This is a genomic window from Tenacibaculum sp. Mcav3-52, from assembly GCF_022347665.1.
GTDB classification, from domain to species: domain Bacteria; phylum Bacteroidota; class Bacteroidia; order Flavobacteriales; family Flavobacteriaceae; genus Polaribacter; species Polaribacter mesophilus.
The window spans coordinates 107,831-125,392 of sequence record NZ_JAKRGE010000006.1; the positions used below are offsets into that span (position 1 = coordinate 107,831).

Below are 17,562 nucleotides of genomic sequence, written 5' to 3' on the forward strand. Positions count from 1 at the left end.
AATTCTTTAACTTTTATTATTCTTAAAAAATAGAAATCTGTACCTTTATGTTTTAATTTTTTATAGATGAAGCTTACTTTTAATTACGTTTTTTTACTTTTTTTAGTATTCAGTTTTCAATTTTCTTCTTGTGCACAACAACAAAAAAAATCAACTACTAAAGAAGAGCCAATACAAGAACAGCCAAAAACAATTAAAACGGGTGCTGATAGAACTACAGCTTACCTTCCTCTTTTAAAGAATAAAAATATTGCCATAGTTGCAAATCAAACTTCCGTATTGCAAGTGTTACAACGAGCTGAAGTTGCCCCCAACATTATGGGGTCTGAAATGGTACAACATCACTTAGTAGATTATTTACATAATTACGATAGAATTAACGTTCAAAAAGTATTTGCTCCTGAGCATGGTTTTAGAGGAAAAGCTGATGCTGGTGAAGCCATAGCTGATGGAAAAGATGTAAAAACAGGGATTCCAATTATTTCGTTGTACGGAAAAAACAAAAAACCTTCGCCTGAACAATTGAATGGAATCGATGTTGTTATTTTTGATATTCAAGATGTAGGCGCACGTTTTTACACCTATATCTCTACGTTACATTATGTGATGGAAGCTTGTGCCGAGGCTAATATTCCTGTAATTTTATTAGATAGACCAAACCCAAACGGACATTATATTGACGGACTTATTTTAGAACCTGAACACAAAAGTTTTGTAGGCATGCACCCTGTTCCTGTAGTTTACGGAATGACAATTGGTGAATACGGTAAAATGATTAATGGTGAAAAGTGGTTAGCAAATGGTATTCAGTGTAACTTAACCGTAATTCCGCTAGAAAATTACACACATCAATCAACATATAGTTTACCGATAAAACCATCGCCTAATTTACCGAACGATGTTTCAATAAACTTATACCCTAGTTTATGTTTTTTTGAAGGAACCAATGTATCTGCTGGAAGAGGAACAGATAAACAATTTCAAATTTATGGTTCACCACATTTAGAAAAAACTGATTTTAGTTTTACACCACAACCCAATGAAGGTGCAAAACATCCAAAACATAAAGAAAAAATGTGTTTTGGAGAAGATTTAAGCACTTCTGAACGTTTAGTTAACCTAAACCTTAGTTGGTTAGTGAAAGCCTATAAGCAGTCTCCCAAAAAAGAGTTTTTCAATGCTTTTTTCACCAAACTAGCTGGTACTAAGAAACTACAAGAACAAATTGAACAAGGACTTTCTGAAGAAGAAATCAAAGCAAGTTGGCAACAAGGTTTAAACGACTTTAAAAAGATACGTGAGTTGTATTTGTTGTATGAGTAATTGACTAAGCTTAGTTGAACATTAATAAACTTTGCAAAAAATCACTAAAAAATGCTATTAGAAGAATGTCCTATTACCAAAGAAGAGAATAGAATATCTACTAAAAAAATTCTTAGTAAATTTAATAGAATTAACCCAAGTTCTAGAGTTCTACATTTAAAAAAGTATCTAGAAAGTTATCCTGAGAAATTATTTTGTAACTCTTCATTTGAATTATATCTTAATAATTTAGAAAACGGAATTCTACAAAATCCAAACGCAGTTATTTCTTTTTTTAAGGAAAACTCTAAGGAAATAGATATTGGTATTAACAATTTGAACGAAATTAACAAACTTCATATTCATGATTGTTTAATTCCTGAGGCTAATAATCTAGTCACAATTCAATTTATTGAAAATAGTATTCATTTTAATTACTTGAAAATACTGGAGTCAAGCTATACTACTTTCCTTAAACTTCCTGCCATATTAGAAAGGTTATATAGAGATAAGTCTTTTTCTCGGTTAGATTTATATCATATAGTTGAAGAATTAAAAAAAACTGAATTATCACCTTTAACTAAGCCTTACGATCATACTATTCGAAATGGTATTGCACATGGTAACGTAAGCTATTTAGAACATTCAACAGTTTACAAAGGTAAAAGAGGAGATCCTAAAGAAATTAGAACTAAAAAAATTATTGATTTATTTGACAATTTAATTGACATAGTTAACGGAGTTGCACTCGCTTTTAAAATATTTTTAATAAATAATCGAGAGTTTTTACAGAAAGAAAAGTATTCTTACCCTCAAAGTATAGCTATTGAAGAACTTAAAGCACTAGGAAGCACACCTCAATGGGAAATAAAAGATTGCTTGAGTAACAAAACTATAAACAATGAAGAACAGCTAAACATCTTTATAAAAACTAATTGTCGCACTCATAATGAAGTTAATTATTATGGCTGTAGAACAGCTATTCTTTCTGAATACTTTGTAAGAAATTATCAACGTTATTATTTATCCATAGAAGCTACTTATAGTAGTTTAATTGGATTTGGTGGTTATGATGGTAAAATACTAAAAATTAATAGGGAAGCTAAAAGCGAAAACTTAAAAGACTACAAAAATGTTTTACTGAATAATTTATTTTTTTTTGTTCCAAAATTTAAAATCCCTCAATTTCTTTCTGCTTTTTTTAACTTCTACATTATTATAAAACAAAAAAGCCTTTGGGATGATTTTCACAAAAAAACTGAAAATAAGTTTAGAAAAAAATATTCGATTAGAGATTCTAAACAACATAGGAGAAAGTACTCAATTGTTGTTAGTGATATGAGTATTGTATTAAATGAATTTGGAAATGAAAATGCTCTTGAGTACGTAAAAAATAATTACAAGAAAATTGTAAAAAAGGGAATAAAACATTCAAAACGAAAAATACACCCTTTTTGGGGACGTTTTTTAAAAACAAGTTATATAAGAATAATGATTTATGATACTGATTATAGGACAAGAAAATTAAGGGATTCTGGTTTAATTGATTCACTAGTTTGCACAATATGTCTTAGTAAGTCAAAAAAAATAAAACTCATTGATATTTTTAACTCTAACATTGAACAGAAAGATAAATACCGAATCGCTTGGCATAGAAACTGGCTAAAAAATATAAGATAGCGTTCTATTAAATAAGATAAACCACTACATAAACCCTTGTTCTTTCATCCAGTTATTAGAATAAATCTTATTCATATAACGAGAACCATGGTCTGGTAAAATTACGACTACTACACTATTTTCATCAAAAAAACCATTGTCTGCATATTGTTGTGTAGCCTGTAAAGCTGCTCCTGAAGTATACCCTGCGAAAATTCCTTCTGCTTTTACTAATTCTCTAGCTTTTAAAGCCGCCTCTTTATCTGATACTTTTTCGTACACATCTACCACATCAAAATCAGTAGAAGTAGGAATTAAGTTTTTACCTAAACCTTCTATTTTATAGGGACTAATTTCATTTGAATCAAACTCACCTGTTTCATGATACTTTTTAATCACTGAGCCCATCGCATCGACTCCTAAAATTTGAATATCAGGATTTTGTTCTTTTAAATAACGTGCTGTTCCAGAAATCGTTCCTCCTGTCCCGCTAGCTGCAACTACGTGGGTTACTTTTCCGTCGGTTTGTTCCCAAATTTCTGGTCCCGTACTCTTATAATGTGCTTCAATATTTAATTCGTTAAAATACTGATTGATATAAATAGACCCTGGATTTTCTCTATGCAATCTTTTAGCTACTTCGTAATACGAACGAGGATCGTCAGGAGTAACATTTGCAGGACAAACATGTACTTCTGCTCCCATAGACTTTAACATGTCTATTTTGTCTTGAGAAGACTTATCACTCACTGCCAAAATACATCGATATCCTTTTACAATACTAATCATTGCCAATGAAAACCCTGTGTTACCAGATGTTGTTTCAACAATAATATCTCCTTCTTTTACGATTCCTTTTTGTTCTGCTGTTTCTATGATATGCAATGCAATTCTATCTTTAGCAGAGTGACCTGGGTTAAAAGCTTCAACTTTTGCATAATACGTACCCGGTAAGTCTTGGGTAATTCGATGCAGTTGAATCATGGGGGTTTGACCTACTAAATCTATTATTGAATTGGTAATACCTTGATGTCTTTTCATTATGTTTTATAAATAAGAAAAAGTGTCATTACGAAAATTAGACACGAAAAATCTGTTGAGATTGTTCGTTGCTTTCGCAATGACACTTACACTCAATCGAGCGCAAAAATATAATTATTTTTTTAACTTACCTTCTAACATTAAAAAGAACGTATATTCTTCTGCTGTTTCTTTTAAAGCATCGAACCTTCCTGAGGCTCCTCCATGACCTGCTTCCATATTAGTATGTAAGAATAACATGTTGTTATCTGTTTTTAATTCACGTAGTTTCGCTACCCATTTTGCTGGCTCCCAATACTGCACTTGGCTATCATGTAAACCTGTAGTTACTAACATATTTGGATATGCTTTTGCTTCAACTTGATCGTATGGAGAATACGACTTAATATAATCGTAATATTCTTTATTATTCGGGTTCCCCCATTCGTCATATTCACCTGTAGTTAATGGAATACTATCATCTAGCATGGTAGAAATTACATCAACAAAAGGCACCGCAGCTATGATTCCGTTATATAGCTCAGGATTCATATTTACAATAGCCCCCATTAATAAACCTCCTGCAGAACCTCCCATAGCATATAAATGCTCTGGAGATGTATAACCGTTATCAATTAAATATTTAGAACAATCAATAAAATCGGTAAATGTATTTTTCTTGTTCAACATTTTACCATCTTCATACCACTCACGTCCTAAATACTGACTTCCTCTAATATGCGCTAAAGCATATACAAATCCACGATCTAATAAACTTAAACGTGTTGTTGAAAACCCATCATTAATTGTATATCCGTAAGAACCGTACGCATATTGTAAGATTGGTGTATTTTTATCAAGCTTCGTATCTTTATGGTGTACAATTGATAACGCTACTTTTTTACCATCTCGTGCAGGTACCCATATACGCTTGCTTACATAATTATTTTTATCAAACTTTCCTCCTAAAACTTCTTGCTCCTTTTTAACTTCTTTTGACCTGTCTTTCATATTGAAATCAATCACAGAGCTTGGAGTTGTCATTGAATTATATGAGTAACGAATTACCTCTGTATCGAATTCAGGGTTACCATATACTCCTGCTGAATAGGTTTCTTCTTCAAAAGGTAAGTAGTAGTCTTCAGTTCCATCCCATCGTTTAATACGGATTTTATTCAATCCTTCGTTTCTTTCTTCTAAAACTAAATAGTCTTTAAAAATTGAAAAATCTTCAAATAAGGTATCTTCTCTATGTGGAATTACATCTACCCAGTTTTCTTTCCCAGGCTTATCTACAGGAGTTTTCATCAACTTAAAATTGGTTGCTCCGTCCTTATTGGTTTTAATATAAAAATGATCTCCGTAGTGTGCTACTTCATATTCTAAATCACGCTCACGTGGTTGAATTATTTGTAATTCTCCATCAGGATTATTAGCATCTAATACATGATATTCTGTTGAAACAGTACTATACGAACCTATTATGATATAATCTTTAGATTTTGATTTGGTAACAAAAGCTCCGAACGTATCGTCTTTTTCTTCATACACTAATTCATCTAAAGATGCATCAGAACCCAATGTATGTTTGTAAATCTTTGAAGAACGTAACGTTACAGGATCTTTTTTAGCATAAAACAACGTTTTATTATCATTAGCCCATACAGAACCTCCAGTGGTATTTTCAATAATATCTTTATAGATTTTACCAGTTTCTAAGTTTTTAATTCTAATAAAATATTGACGACGACTAACTGTGTCTGTAGCAAAAGCTGTCATTTTATTATCTGGTGACACATTTAACCCTCCTAGCTGGAAATAATCATATCCTTTTGCTTCATTATTCACATTGAACATGATTTCCTCTTCTGCTTCTAAAGTTTCTTTTTTACGGCTATAAATAGGATATTGCTGTCCTTTTTCATAACGAGTTATGTAAAAGTATCCATCTTTTTTGTATGGTACTGACTCATCATCTTCTTTTATGCGCCCTTTCATTTCTTGAAATAACTCTTCTTGAAACTCTTTAGTTTCTTTTGTCATTTCTTCATAATAAGCGTTCTCTGCATTTAAGTAATCGTATACTTTTTGAGTTTGTTCGTCTTTAACTTCTGCATTTTTTTGAGCATCAGTTAAACGCATCCAAAAATAATCATCAGTACGTATATCTCCGTGTTTCTCTAACTTAATTGGTTGCTTTTCAGCAACTGGGGCTTTGATATCTTTATTCATTTCTTGTTTTTTGCAAGAACCAAAAATAAGACTAAAAAACAAAGCCGGTAGCATTATTTTTTTCATTTTTTAAGTTGGTTTATATTTCTTGTGAAAATACTATTTTTGTTGGAAAATAAATCATAAAAACTGTACAATATGTTCGGAGATATTTCTGGAATGATGGGTAAACTAAAAGAAGCTCAACAAAAAGTAGAAGAAACAAAAAAACGATTAGATACCGTTTTAATTGATGAAGCAATTGCTGAAGGAAATGTAAAAGTTACCGTAACCGCTAATCGTGAAGTTAAAGCTATTACAGTAGATGAGTCTTTGTTAGATGATAAAGAAGAATTGGAAGACTATTTAATCTTAGCGCTAAACAAAGCATTAAAACGTGCTGGTGAAATTAACGAACAGGAATTAGCTGTTGCTGCTAAAAGCGGAATGCCTAATATTCCTGGAATGGATATGTTCAAATAATAAGTTATGCCTGTACAATTAGAAGATTATATGTTGCCTTGCTTAAACAAAAAATTCTTTGGAGTTGACTGTTTAGGTTGTGGTATACAGCGTGCTTTGAGCTTAATTTCACAAGGAGAGTTCGTTGCTGCTTTTAAAATGTACCCTGCAATATATACTTTATTGCTTTTAGCTTTTGTTGTAGGCATTAACTTCTTCTATAAAGTAAAATATGCTCAAAAAATAATCAGTATATTGGCTATCATTAACATAATTATTATAGTGAGTAGTTATGTTATAAAAATGAATCAATTAATTTAAACTTTAGAAAACTATGGAAAAACAATTCAATCCAACGGCTATTTATGTACTATCCTATAATTAGCTTCCTATGTTGTTGTTTTGCTGGATTAGGTATTGTATTGGCTGCACCTGCTTTTATAATGGCAAACAATAAACTAAAAGAAGCTGAAGCAAATCCTGAGCAATACAATGCTGCTACAATCAAGTCTATAAAAACAGCTAAAACAGTTGCTATGATTGCTTTAATATTAAATGCCATTTATTTGTCAATGACTATTTATAGAGTTGCAACAACAGATTGGGATGTTCTTATGGAACAATATAACAGACAGTTAGAACAATATCAATAATAACTCATAAAAAAGCGACCAAATGGTCGCTTTTTTTATATCATTCCTTTTGCTTTAAACTCTAGGTATTTATTTATTACATTAACAGACAAATGTTGTGGTTTTGTTAAAATAGCATGCACAGCGTTTTTCTCTAGCTCTTTTATCATCAAACGTTTTTCGTAAGCATATTTCTCGGCAATTGTTTTATGATACACACTTTGTAAATCTTCTGCATTTTCAGTAATCAACGTATCTAACTCCGTATTTTCAAAAAAAACAGTCACTAGCAAGTGTTTTTTAGCTATTGCTTTTAAATATGGTAATTGCCTTTTTAACGCCGATATATGCTCAAAATTGGTATATAAAATTAACAAGCTACGTTGATTTATTTTTCTTTTAATATTCGCATACAATAACGCAAAATTAGCATCTGAAAAATCGGTTGTAATATTATACAACTCTTCGTTAATAACCGATAAGTTTGTTTTTTTGTTACTAGCAGCTACTATCTTTTCAACCTTTTTGGAAAAGGTAAGCATCCCTGCTTTATCGTTTTTTAATAAGGCTATGTTTGAAAAAGCTAAGGTTGAATTAATTGCATAGTCTAATAACTTCAACCCTTCAAAAGGCATTTTCATGACACGACCTAAATCGATAATAGAATATATGGGTTGCGATTTTTCATCTTGATATTGATTCACCATCAACTCTGCTCTTTTAGCTGTTGCTTTCCAGTTTATGGTACGTACATCATCACCAGGAATATAGTTTTTTATCTGCTCAAACTCCATGGTATGCCCTATTCGTCGGATTTTCTTCATACCAAACTCCGTTAAGTTATTGTGCATCGCCAGAAACTCGTACTTTTTCATTTGTATATATGACGGATATACTTTCACACTTTCTTCCGCAGCAAAGGAATAACGTTTGGAAAACATTTGTAAAAAAGAAGACACGAATATATTTACTTTCCCAAATTTGTATTCCCCTCTTTCAACTGGTCTAACACTATAGGTATAGGTTGATTTCTCACCAGGCTTCAAAGACATTGCATGTTCAAAATCTCTTTTTTGAAATTGTACTGGCAATTCATCAATCAATGAAATAAAAACTTGAAACGGATAATTATTTTCAAGCGTAATGGCTATTTCATTAGCATCTGAATTTGATAGTTTTTCTGATGTAATTCTTTTCGCTAAAAATCCATTTTTAAATCGGTATAAGATAAACACATCAACACATATCGTTATTACAAATAACCACACAAGCATCCATGTTACTGAATAAAGCGCAGGAATCCAAAACGACACTAAAAATAATGCCGAAATAACGCTTATATAGATAAAAAAGCGATTGTGTACGTATAACGATTTAAAGAATTGAATCACTATCTTGGAACTTCTACAGATTGTACAATCATTTCAATCACCTTATCGGCTGTCATTCCTTCCATTTCACGTTCAGGAGTTAACATAATTCTATGGCGTAATACAGGGTAAATGCTCTTCTTTACATCTTCAGGAATCACAAAATCACGTCCATTGATTGCTGCAAATGCTTTAGACGCCATTAATACTGCAATACTTGCTCTTGGTGAACCTCCTAAATACAAATGTGCATTGTTACGTGTATTAGAAATAAGTTGTGCTATGTATTTAATTATTTTTTCCTCTACCAATACTTCAAAAACCTTGCTTCTGTATTCTAATAACTCAGCTTCTGTTAACACAGCTTCCACTTTCGTTTGCGGTAACGCTCCTTTGCGATCGTTATGAGCAGTGATTATCTGTATTTCTTCCTCTAAATTCGGATACCCAACATTTATTTTGAATAAGAAACGGTCTAATTGAGCCTCTGGTAAGGCATACGTTCCCTCCTGCTCTATTGGGTTTTGAGTTGCTAATACCATAAAGGGTGGATTCATTTCATAACGCTCACCATCCATTGTAATTTGCTTTTCCTCCATCACCTCAAACAATGCTGCTTGCGTTTTAGCTGGTGCTCTGTTAATTTCATCAATCAACACAATGTTAGAGAAAATCGGACCTTTTTTAAACTCGAAATCAGATGTTTTCATGTTTAAAACCGAAGTTCCTAATACATCCGAAGGCATTAAATCAGGCGTAAACTGAATTCGGCTGAAATCGGTTGCTATGGTTTTTGCCAATAACTTTGCTGTTACTGTTTTGGCTACTCCAGGAACACCTTCAATCAATACGTGTCCGTCAGCCAGTAAAGAAACCAACAGTAACTCCATAAACTCCTCTTGACCTACAATTACTTTCCCTAGTTGCTCTTTTATTTTTACAACCGCTTCTTTTAACTTTGACAAATCTATTCTACTTGAAAATAACTCATTCGTATTTTCTATTGGGTTGTTTTCTGTATCCATCCTATTCTTTTTTATATGCTTTAAAAGCTTCAATAGCTTTATTTAAGGCTATTAAATCTTCTTCGGTTATACTTGATTTTGACTGTATTTGCTCTATCTTTTTAAATAAAGCAACTACTTTTTCTTCTGAATTACCACTTCTATTAGCAAGGTTTTTATAAAAACGTTCGTCTATGTTTAAAGTTGATAATCGGTATTTTATTCTGATATATTCTAAAAAATAGTTGATTTTATGTTCAGCTATATTTTTATGATCTGATTTTTCGTAATACATATTGGCTATGGTACGTGTAAAAGCCAGTGTTTGATTTTTTAACGGTGTAATAACAGGAATTAATCGCTGATTACGCTTTCCTTTAAAAATAATAAAGAACAACACCCCTATCAATCCTATATAATATGCCCATTTTAACGATTGGGTTGATAAAATATAATGCATGGGAGAGGTTATTCTACTTTTTCCTGTCTTATAATAGGTATCCCATAAAATGGTATTGTTACTATTAGAACCCACCTCTGCTTCTTTATTACCCGGGTTATTTAGATATGATAACACATTCGCTACGTACTCATAATTATTATCTAATAGCATGTTATAATTCGTAAATGCCTGCGGGAACGTATGCAAATAAAAATTACCTTCTCCGTGTTTAACTTTGATAAAATTCGGCTTTTTACTGATGATTGAATCGTTTTCATTTCGTATTACCAACTCGCCTAAAATAGTTGTATTGAGCGTATCAACTTCAGAAAAATACAGCTTTGAAAAATCTCTATCAAAATGATATTCTTTTCCACCAAAAATAGGGTTACTCATTTTTTGATAGGCTTTTTCCTCAAACGCTGAAGTTGTTAAATAACTTGTCTTTGTTTGCAACGTATCTAAATATATTCCATTGGTTGCTATGAACACATCATTTCCTCTATCTGCAAACTCTAAAAGCTCATTCAACTCATCTTTGTCAAAATTCACTTTATTATCAAGAAAAAAATAGGTTCCGTTATTCTTATCGTCTTTTAAGTACACATACGGATTTTGGTATATATCTTTTACTTCACTTTTTGGAAATAAACTTGGCATTTCTTTATGCAATACATATGTACCATATGGAATTTTATGTTTTGCAGCATAACTTGGATACCAATTGATTTCTTTAGGCTTTACAGATTCAACATAAAAAATACCGAGCACTATAAGCACCAACAGACCAATGTATATTTTAAGTTTTTTATCCAAATTAGTAAATTTTAGCTAGTGTGTTTTTAAAGTTGTTCTCCGCTTGTGTAAATTTTTCTTTATCTATAGAAAACTCACCATACCACACATAATCGTACAAATAAGTTAACTCTTTAAAGTCTGTATACAGTTGTTTTTTAGATGATAACTCTTTTATATAATCTTCGTTTGTTTTTTCTTGTTGCCAAGAAATAAACTCTTTATCTGACAGTTTTTTTAACAGCAACAAATAATAATAACGTACTGCTAGTTGATAATTTCCTTCTGAAATTGCTTCTTGAATTAACTTTGGTAAGTCTTTATCTTTTATCAATTCTTCTTCTTCCGATAAATGCACAATAGGTTTAGCCTTTTTACCATCAATAATATTGCGTGCATTTACTTTTAAAAAGAACTTAATAATGAAGTACAACACCAACCCTGCAATTACATATGGTAGCGCTTTTAAAACAACACGTAAAAATCCTACTGCTGGTGTAATATCATCAAAAATATAAGAGAGAATTTTTATGACGGTTCGTTTTAACCAGTCCCATATTTTTTCTAAAATAGTAGGTTCTCTTTTTTCTACAATGTATATAAATTCATCTTTTTGTTTGTACTCCTCTATTTTTTGAGTATCAAACTTTTTTTGTTCAATAATAGTATCATCATACTGCACCTCTCTTTTTTCTTCCTGTGAAAATAGAGTGATTGAACAAATAAAAAACGTTATGTAAAAAAGAAACTGCTTCAAAAGATTACTGTCCTATACTATCAATTCTTTCAATAGTTCCTGTAAGATTTTTTCTTTCATTAATATCGAAATATAAAAGCACATTCGTTATCAAGGTAATTGAATAAAATAGTAGCTGGCCTGCTATTGATATAACATTTAAAATCAAATAAATAGGATCACCAAAAAATCCAAAAACTTGCGCTGGGTCATCACTTCCTGAACCTATCCCCATGCTTATTAATTGATATATAGTTGCTGGTATTTGAAAAACATATCCTAAAATACTTACTAAAATAGACACAACGAAAATCACCCCAAAAGTTTCCCAAAAATATCCGCTTATAAAGTTGAAACATTTTCCTACTGCTCCAGAAGCTGTTTCATTCTCAAATACTAAAATTGAAGCTCCTAAAGATAATGCTGGCCAAGTATAAAACACAGGTAATACACATAGCATTGCACTTGCAAATAATAGTAACCCTGCCAAAATACCAAATCCTGTAAACGACCAAAACTTAGCTTTTGTATTGGTTATAACATCTTCTTGTCTAACTACTCCTTTATTATCTATATATGATTTAATATAATACATACCTGCCAAGTTTATAAAAACAATGGCTACTAAATAAGCAATCATCATAATAAACACCGCTCCCACCATTCCTGCAACTGCACTTGTATCTTGGCTCATTATTGAAGAAATAGACATCATGTAGTAAATCATAGAAGCAACCGCTATAACAATAGGTATTGCTGCTACTTTTAAAATGGTTAAAAAGAACTGTTTCCCTTCTAATCGTATAAACTTAAAGGCATCTGAAATAATACTTCCTAAATCTCTTTCTTTTTTAAACTCTACGTATTCTTTATGCATGGGTTTGTTGATTTTTATAAACTTTAATTGGGTATATGACGTAATAAAATATAATGAGTGCTAATGAGGTAGCAATTATTAAGATTGCTAACCAATCAGGCATTTCTGTATGACGGGTTACAAAACCTTCTAAAAATCCTGCAACTATAAAAAACGGAATGGTACTTACCATTATTTTTAATCCATCTTTCATGCTTCTTTTAAATGATTCTAGTCGTGAATAGGTTTTTGGAAATAGTAATCCGTTACCTAATACCAATCCGGCACATCCTGCAATAACAATTACTGATATTTCTATGGTTCCGTGAATCCAAATGGTTCTTGACGATTCCCAAAACAACCCTTTATCGTAAAAAAAATATAAGAACGAACCTAACATTATTCCGTTTTGCATCATAATGTATAAGGTTCCTACCGAAAATAACATTCCTAACACAAAGGCATACATAGCTACTTTTATATTATTTACAGTAATTCCAATAAACATGTCTACTTCATTAGCTTTTTTATATACAGCCATTGGATCTCCGTTTTCAATATTCTCCAGAGTCATATTTACATAACCATCTCCTAAAATCAAACGGACAAAATCAATATCGGTTGCGGCTGAAAAAGCACCACAAATAGAAAAAAAAGCAAATACTAAAAACGCAATCAGTAATTGTTTTTGATGACTATAAAACATTAAAGGAAATTCCGTTTTAAAAAAGCTAACAAACCTGTTTTTACTTTCTTTTTTAGTTTTATAAATTTTTTGATGTGCTGCAGATGCTATCGAGTTTAAGTATATTACCGTATTTCCGTTAGGATAAAACGTTTTGGCATAACTCAAATCGTCAGTTAACTCCACATATAAATCAGATAGTTTATCTGGTGAAATAACTGTTTTGTTGTACAACGCATCTTCAAAAAGTTGCCACTTTTCTTTATTTTTATTTACAAAGGCAGCTTCTCTCATGAGTTTAAAAAATTAAAGCATGTTTGTTGAGAAGTTTCTCTAATCATAGAATATTTTTATCTTCGCTAAACTAAAAAAAGTTGCATAAATATCAACAAAAAAAAGTGAAAAACTAGTTCATGGATAATTTTCAAATAGAAACAGCTCAAAACATTGCTATTAGTCAAAATGTAGCTCATGTTACCACTCGTATTGGTTCTTATTTAATTGATGCGTTATTTATTGTTGGATATTACATTATCATTGCTATTATAATAGGCATGTTAGATATTCCTATGAGTATGGAATATATGAGTCTCTTTGTTCTATTAGGACTTCCTGTATTCTTTTATAGTTTACTTTTTGAGGTTTTAATGAACGGGCAAACTCCTGGCAAATACTTTAACCAAATAAGAGTGGTTAAATTAGATGGTTCTAAACCCACTTTTGGAAGTTATTTAATTAGATGGTTATTACGTTTTGTTGATTTCACTTTAGCTAGTGGTTCTGTTGCTGTACTTACCATTTTATTAAACGGAAAAGGACAACGTTTAGGAGATATTGCTGCAGGGACTACTGTAATATCTGAAAAGAAAAGAATTACGTTAAAAGATACTATTGCAAGCGATGTAGTAGATAACTACACACCAACCTATTCACAGGTAACGCTATTGAGTGATAATGATATTCACACTATCACAAGAGTATATAGAGATGCCATAAAGAAAAGAAATCATAAAGTAATTTTGAAACTATACACAAAAGTTATTGAGTTAACAGGAATTACTACCGAGCAAAAGCCTGCTAAATTTATAGATACTGTGATTAAAGATTATCATTATTACGCGAGGCAGTAATATTTATTTTACACAAGTTTAAATAAACATTACTTACTTAAGTAAAAGCAACCTAATCAAAACAAAGAATACCGCCTTTTAGAACGTCATTCTTTGTTTTTTTATGGAATTCTATCTCGTAATTTAATTCTTGAAAAAAATCATAACCTTTTCTGTTCTTCTGTTTTTTTTCTATTTTCTTTCACTAAGTTTCCTCCTAAGTGATAAAGCAAGGTTACACCAAACCTTCTTGAATCTGGTTTATTGTTATAGTAATAATCTATAATATCACTTTGAGAATAGGCTTCATAACGGTTGGTATTAAATATATCACTTATAGTCAGTTGCGCTACTAGTTTTTTATTTAGGAATGTTTTTTTTATTCCAAAATCTACATAACCTGTTGCTTTTGTACTGTACAAACCAAGTAACTCCGATGAAAACCAATGTGCAGAAAGATTTATTTTATAATCTTTTGGTAAAGAAATATCTTGTTGTAATGTAAATGTTGTAGCCCACTTTGATAGTTGTTTTTCTCCTGAAACTTGTGAAATAGGATACGTAGTATAACTTATATCTGAAAAGAAAAGTAAATTCCAAAACGAATATAATTTAAATGGTGTTGACACAGTAAAATCAAAACGTTCTCTATTACCAAAATTATCACTTTGACTTTTTATGGTAGTACCATTATCATCTACTAAAAGCCTTCGATTTATAAAATTATCGCTTTGGTTATACGTTGCAGAAAAAACATATTTATTTTTTAAGCTATATGTAAACGAATATACCCAAGCTAATTCAGGTGTTAAATTAGGATTCCCTGAATAATAGAAGTACTGATCTCTATACCATCTTACTGGATTTAAATCGGTATAAGATGGACGATTGATACGCCTATTAAGCGAAAAATCAATTTTATTGTCTTTATTTAAAACTTGTCCTATTGAAAAAGAGGGAAACAGCTTGGTGTATTGCCATTGATTTGTTTCATTTTCTTTTACTGTATATCCTTCTGCCCTGGTATATTCCACACGAAGTCCAGCATCAATTGTTGTTTTATTTATTTCTTTTGATCCAGTTATATATGCTGCTGCAATCTGTTCTTTATATTTATAATGATTACTTAATGCTGGTACTTTTACATAAGTATCCTCTTCTAACGATTCAAATTCATATTGATTGTCGTTTTTAACCTTAGCATATTTAACCCCTGTTTTAATAGCATACTTCTTAAAAGGCAAATTAGCATCAATTTGTGCAGAAAAAATATCTACACTTCCTGGTTGGTGTGACTTGAGTACGTTGGTATCTAATTTATTTTGGTTTGCATCATAATTGTCTGTTATCAGTATTCCATCTGAATAATTTCGATAGGATGTATAATTGGCATCTGCTGTTAACTTTTTTCCAAGAGAATCCATAACAAACATATAATGCATACTCCCCGCATCGTAATGATAAGGTTCAATTATTTTATTATCAGTTAATGTATAGGATTGTAGTTCTTTAAAATTATTGAATTTATTAACTGTAGAATAATTTTGTTTTTTAAAGTCATCTAAGTAACCATGATAATTAATGCTTAAACTATGTTTAGGTAAAAATTGCCATTCAGCTCCAAATCGCCAAGTATAATATTTTATTTTATAATTACTTTCGTTTTTGCGACTAAGCCACAGAGATTCTCCATTTTCATTGATGGTATTTCCACTCTTGTTTTTGGTAAATCTATGAGGCGTATTATAATCAAAAGAACCATATAAATTCACTTTTTTTGTACGTAAACTTGCCAAAATATTTTCATTTGTCATCCAGTATTTCCCTTTTGAAATGGTAGTTCGTAAATTGACTGCATAACCTTTTTTGAGTTTTTTTTCGAGAACAATATTAATTATACCTGTATTACCTGCTGCATCAAACTCGGCTGTTGGTGATGTTATCAATTCTATCTTTTTAAGGTCTTCAGCACTCATTCCTTTTAATAAATTTGACAATTGCCCTCCAGATAAATAGGTCATTTTACCATCTATCATAATATTTACCCCAGACGCCCCTCTAAATAAAATAGCATCGTTTTGCGCTACATTTATCCCTGGTATTTTTTTTAACATATCAAGAGCGGATTGCCCTGTTGTAAGAGTAGATTTTTTTAGGTTAAATGTTAATTTTCCTTTACTAGCCTCAATAAGCGGTTTTTTAAAATTAACCACTACTTCGTCTAACGCATTAGTATCTTCTTTTAAGGTTATGTTTATCTTTTCTTCATCAGTTACTTTTTTTTCTCTCGTAATCATTCCTACAAAAGAAAATACCAAAACAGCTCCTCTAGTAGTTTTTATTGAATATTTCCCGTCTAAATTGGTTACTGTTCCTTTATTACTTCCTTTTATAAAAACAGTTGTACCTGGTAATACTTGATTTGTGGCATCACTAACAATTCCTTTTACTTCAACCTCCTGTGAAAAAATAAGCCATGGGGAAAGAATTAAAAAGTAACGTACAAGTATTTTGATATAATTTTTCATTATTTAATTTATTTTTTAGTTAGATAGATTTATCTACCTGTAATCATTCTGCTTATTTAATTTCTGTTTTTACACAGATACCTAAATATTAAGTATTACTTAAGAATGAATTATTTTGGTTTTATAAGTTCTAGAAGTTTTTCATTACAATTAGTTGCATAAAATGTTCTTCAACTCCTTTTTAAAAAAGTTGTAATTATTTTCAAAAAATTGAATGTGAAAATGTTTTTTCTTTACACATAGCTTTTTATATACTCTAAATATTTAGATGCATTTTATAATCCAAAGTTTTTAACTTTTGATTACACTATCATTAAAAGAAACTAGAATAACTTATAAAAAACCAAGATGATATTTTACTTTGTTTTTCTCTAAAAAATTATAATAAGAAAGGAGGAGGTCTGGAGAAAAGTTGATACAAAGCAAAGTTACTTGTGGCAGTAAACTTGTAATTTTTAATAATTGATTTTTGAACTATTATTTCAAACTTATCAATAATTAAATTTTGGAAATTAGGAGTAAGCGCAGGAGTTAAATCATGTGTTATGCTATGGTCACACATGGTACAATGCACTGCATGATCCATATCATCCGTATGCATCAATACATGAATTCCTGTCATTTTCACTGAAAGAAAAAACACAAGAAATAAATAGGCTACACTTCTCTTTAACCAACCTTTTTTCATTACTTACAAACCTACTAAAATTAACTTAAAAAAGGTGTTAATTTCACACTTGCTTTCATCCAA

Annotated in this window: 16 protein-coding genes; 6 read left to right on the top strand and 10 right to left on the bottom strand. The window is 30.8% G+C overall.

Annotated elements, in window-relative coordinates; all coding sequences use genetic code 11:
- Positions 1 to 66: 66 nt before the first annotated feature.
- Both MHM83_RS14370 and MHM83_RS14375 read left to right on the top strand, forming a co-directional pair.
- A complete protein-coding gene (locus MHM83_RS14370) occupies positions 67 to 1,323 on the top strand; it encodes an exo-beta-N-acetylmuramidase NamZ family protein (RefSeq protein WP_239180507.1) in 1,257 nt (418 codons plus the stop codon).
- A gap of 51 nt (positions 1,324 to 1,374) precedes the next feature.
- Entirely contained in the window at positions 1,375 to 2,982 is a 1,608-nt protein-coding gene (locus tag MHM83_RS14375; protein ID WP_239180509.1) for a hypothetical protein, read from the top strand.
- Positions 2,983 to 3,006: 24 nt separating this feature from the next.
- On the opposite strand, the gene MHM83_RS14380 is transcribed toward MHM83_RS14375, so the two are convergent.
- Both MHM83_RS14380 and MHM83_RS14385 read right to left on the bottom strand, forming a co-directional pair.
- Positions 3,007 to 4,002 (bottom strand): PLP-dependent cysteine synthase family protein, encoded by a 996-nt coding sequence (locus MHM83_RS14380; RefSeq protein ID WP_239180511.1) that lies wholly within the window; start codon positions 4,000 to 4,002, stop codon positions 3,007 to 3,009.
- A gap of 114 nt (positions 4,003 to 4,116) precedes the next feature.
- A complete protein-coding gene (locus MHM83_RS14385) occupies positions 4,117 to 6,213 on the bottom strand; it encodes a S9 family peptidase (protein WP_239180513.1) in 2,097 nt (698 codons plus the stop codon).
- Positions 6,214 to 6,351: 138 nt separating this feature from the next.
- Here MHM83_RS14385 and MHM83_RS14390 point away from each other — a divergent pair, with 138 nt between their 5' ends.
- Genes MHM83_RS14390 through MHM83_RS14400 form a run of 3 tightly spaced genes read left to right on the top strand, consistent with a single transcriptional unit; the run spans position 6,352 to position 7,307 of the window.
- Positions 6,352 to 6,675 carry a YbaB/EbfC family nucleoid-associated protein gene (locus MHM83_RS14390; RefSeq protein ID WP_239180515.1) on the top strand — a complete coding sequence of 108 codons (324 nt, stop codon included), beginning with the start codon at positions 6,352 to 6,354 and terminating at the stop codon, positions 6,673 to 6,675.
- Positions 6,676 to 6,681: 6 nt separating this feature from the next.
- Complete coding sequence (locus MHM83_RS14395) at positions 6,682 to 6,975, top strand: DUF2752 domain-containing protein (RefSeq protein ID WP_231128418.1); 294 nt, start codon at positions 6,682 to 6,684, stop codon at positions 6,973 to 6,975.
- Between the two features lie 44 nt (positions 6,976 to 7,019).
- Positions 7,020 to 7,307: a CCC motif membrane protein gene (locus tag MHM83_RS14400; protein WP_239180517.1), complete on the top strand. Its 288-nt coding sequence runs from the start codon at positions 7,020 to 7,022 to the stop codon at positions 7,305 to 7,307.
- A gap of 35 nt (positions 7,308 to 7,342) precedes the next feature.
- Here the strand turns inward: MHM83_RS14400 and MHM83_RS14405 are convergent, their stop codons facing one another.
- The 6 genes from MHM83_RS14405 to MHM83_RS14430 form a co-directional block, all read right to left on the bottom strand.
- Positions 7,343 to 8,674, bottom strand: coding sequence for a DUF58 domain-containing protein (locus MHM83_RS14405; protein ID WP_159490947.1), 1,332 nt, complete (start codon positions 8,672 to 8,674; stop codon positions 7,343 to 7,345).
- Positions 8,675 to 8,676: 2 nt separating this feature from the next.
- Positions 8,677 to 9,681 carry an AAA family ATPase gene (locus tag MHM83_RS14410; protein WP_073182992.1) on the bottom strand — a complete coding sequence of 335 codons (1,005 nt, stop codon included), beginning with the start codon at positions 9,679 to 9,681 and terminating at the stop codon, positions 8,677 to 8,679.
- A 1-nt stretch (position 9,682) separates the two neighbouring features.
- On the bottom strand, positions 9,683 to 10,918 hold the full coding sequence (locus MHM83_RS14415; RefSeq protein ID WP_159611626.1) for a DUF4350 domain-containing protein: 1,236 nt from the start codon (positions 10,916 to 10,918) through the stop codon (positions 9,683 to 9,685).
- Between the two features lies 1 nt (position 10,919).
- Positions 10,920 to 11,579, bottom strand: a complete 660-nt coding sequence (locus MHM83_RS14420; RefSeq protein ID WP_053056700.1) for a hypothetical protein — start codon at positions 11,577 to 11,579, stop codon at positions 10,920 to 10,922.
- A gap of 79 nt (positions 11,580 to 11,658) precedes the next feature.
- Entirely contained in the window at positions 11,659 to 12,510 is an 852-nt protein-coding gene (locus tag MHM83_RS14425) for a hypothetical protein (protein WP_159611630.1), read from the bottom strand.
- Positions 12,503 to 13,468: a stage II sporulation protein M gene (locus MHM83_RS14430; protein WP_239180519.1), complete on the bottom strand. Its 966-nt coding sequence runs from the start codon at positions 13,466 to 13,468 to the stop codon at positions 12,503 to 12,505. Before MHM83_RS14430 ends, MHM83_RS14425 begins: the two co-directional genes overlap by 8 nt.
- Before the next feature lie 119 nt (positions 13,469 to 13,587).
- Here MHM83_RS14430 and MHM83_RS14435 point away from each other — a divergent pair, with 119 nt between their 5' ends.
- Positions 13,588 to 14,304, top strand: coding sequence for an RDD family protein (locus tag MHM83_RS14435; RefSeq protein WP_239180521.1), 717 nt, complete (start codon positions 13,588 to 13,590; stop codon positions 14,302 to 14,304).
- Positions 14,305 to 14,444: 140 nt separating this feature from the next.
- On the opposite strand, the gene MHM83_RS14440 is transcribed toward MHM83_RS14435, so the two are convergent.
- Together MHM83_RS14440 and MHM83_RS14445 are read right to left on the bottom strand one after the other, a co-directional pair.
- Entirely contained in the window at positions 14,445 to 16,811 is a 2,367-nt protein-coding gene (locus MHM83_RS14440; protein ID WP_239180523.1) for an outer membrane beta-barrel protein, read from the bottom strand.
- A gap of 379 nt (positions 16,812 to 17,190) precedes the next feature.
- Positions 17,191 to 17,433 (bottom strand): hypothetical protein, encoded by a 243-nt coding sequence (locus MHM83_RS14445; protein WP_239180525.1) that lies wholly within the window; start codon positions 17,431 to 17,433, stop codon positions 17,191 to 17,193.
- Positions 17,434 to 17,562 lie beyond the last annotated feature (129 nt).

Excerpts from the sequence above, each read along its gene's own strand:
- MHM83_RS14375 (WP_239180509.1), top strand. The coding sequence starts at position 1,375 with ATGCTATTAGAAGAATGTCCTATTACCAAAGAAGAGAATAGAATATCT.
- MHM83_RS14410 (WP_073182992.1), bottom strand. The coding sequence starts at position 9,681 with ATGGATACAGAAAACAACCCAATAGAAAATACGAATGAGTTATTTTCA.
- MHM83_RS14430 (WP_239180519.1), bottom strand. The coding sequence starts at position 13,468 with ATGAGAGAAGCTGCCTTTGTAAATAAAAATAAAGAAAAGTGGCAACTT.
- MHM83_RS14440 (WP_239180523.1), bottom strand. The coding sequence starts at position 16,811 with ATGAAAAATTATATCAAAATACTTGTACGTTACTTTTTAATTCTTTCC.
- MHM83_RS14370 (WP_239180507.1), top strand. The coding sequence starts at position 67 with ATGAAGCTTACTTTTAATTACGTTTTTTTACTTTTTTTAGTATTCAGT.
- MHM83_RS14425 (WP_159611630.1), bottom strand. The coding sequence starts at position 12,510 with ATGCATAAAGAATACGTAGAGTTTAAAAAAGAAAGAGATTTAGGAAGT.
- MHM83_RS14385 (WP_239180513.1), bottom strand. The coding sequence starts at position 6,213 with ATGAATAAAGATATCAAAGCCCCAGTTGCTGAAAAGCAACCAATTAAG.
- MHM83_RS14445 (WP_239180525.1), bottom strand. The coding sequence starts at position 17,433 with ATGACAGGAATTCATGTATTGATGCATACGGATGATATGGATCATGCA.
- MHM83_RS14435 (WP_239180521.1), top strand. The coding sequence starts at position 13,588 with ATGGATAATTTTCAAATAGAAACAGCTCAAAACATTGCTATTAGTCAA.
- MHM83_RS14390 (WP_239180515.1), top strand. The coding sequence starts at position 6,352 with ATGTTCGGAGATATTTCTGGAATGATGGGTAAACTAAAAGAAGCTCAA.
- MHM83_RS14395 (WP_231128418.1), top strand. The coding sequence starts at position 6,682 with ATGCCTGTACAATTAGAAGATTATATGTTGCCTTGCTTAAACAAAAAA.
- MHM83_RS14400 (WP_239180517.1), top strand. The coding sequence starts at position 7,020 with ATGTACTATCCTATAATTAGCTTCCTATGTTGTTGTTTTGCTGGATTA.
- MHM83_RS14380 (WP_239180511.1), bottom strand. The coding sequence starts at position 4,002 with ATGAAAAGACATCAAGGTATTACCAATTCAATAATAGATTTAGTAGGT.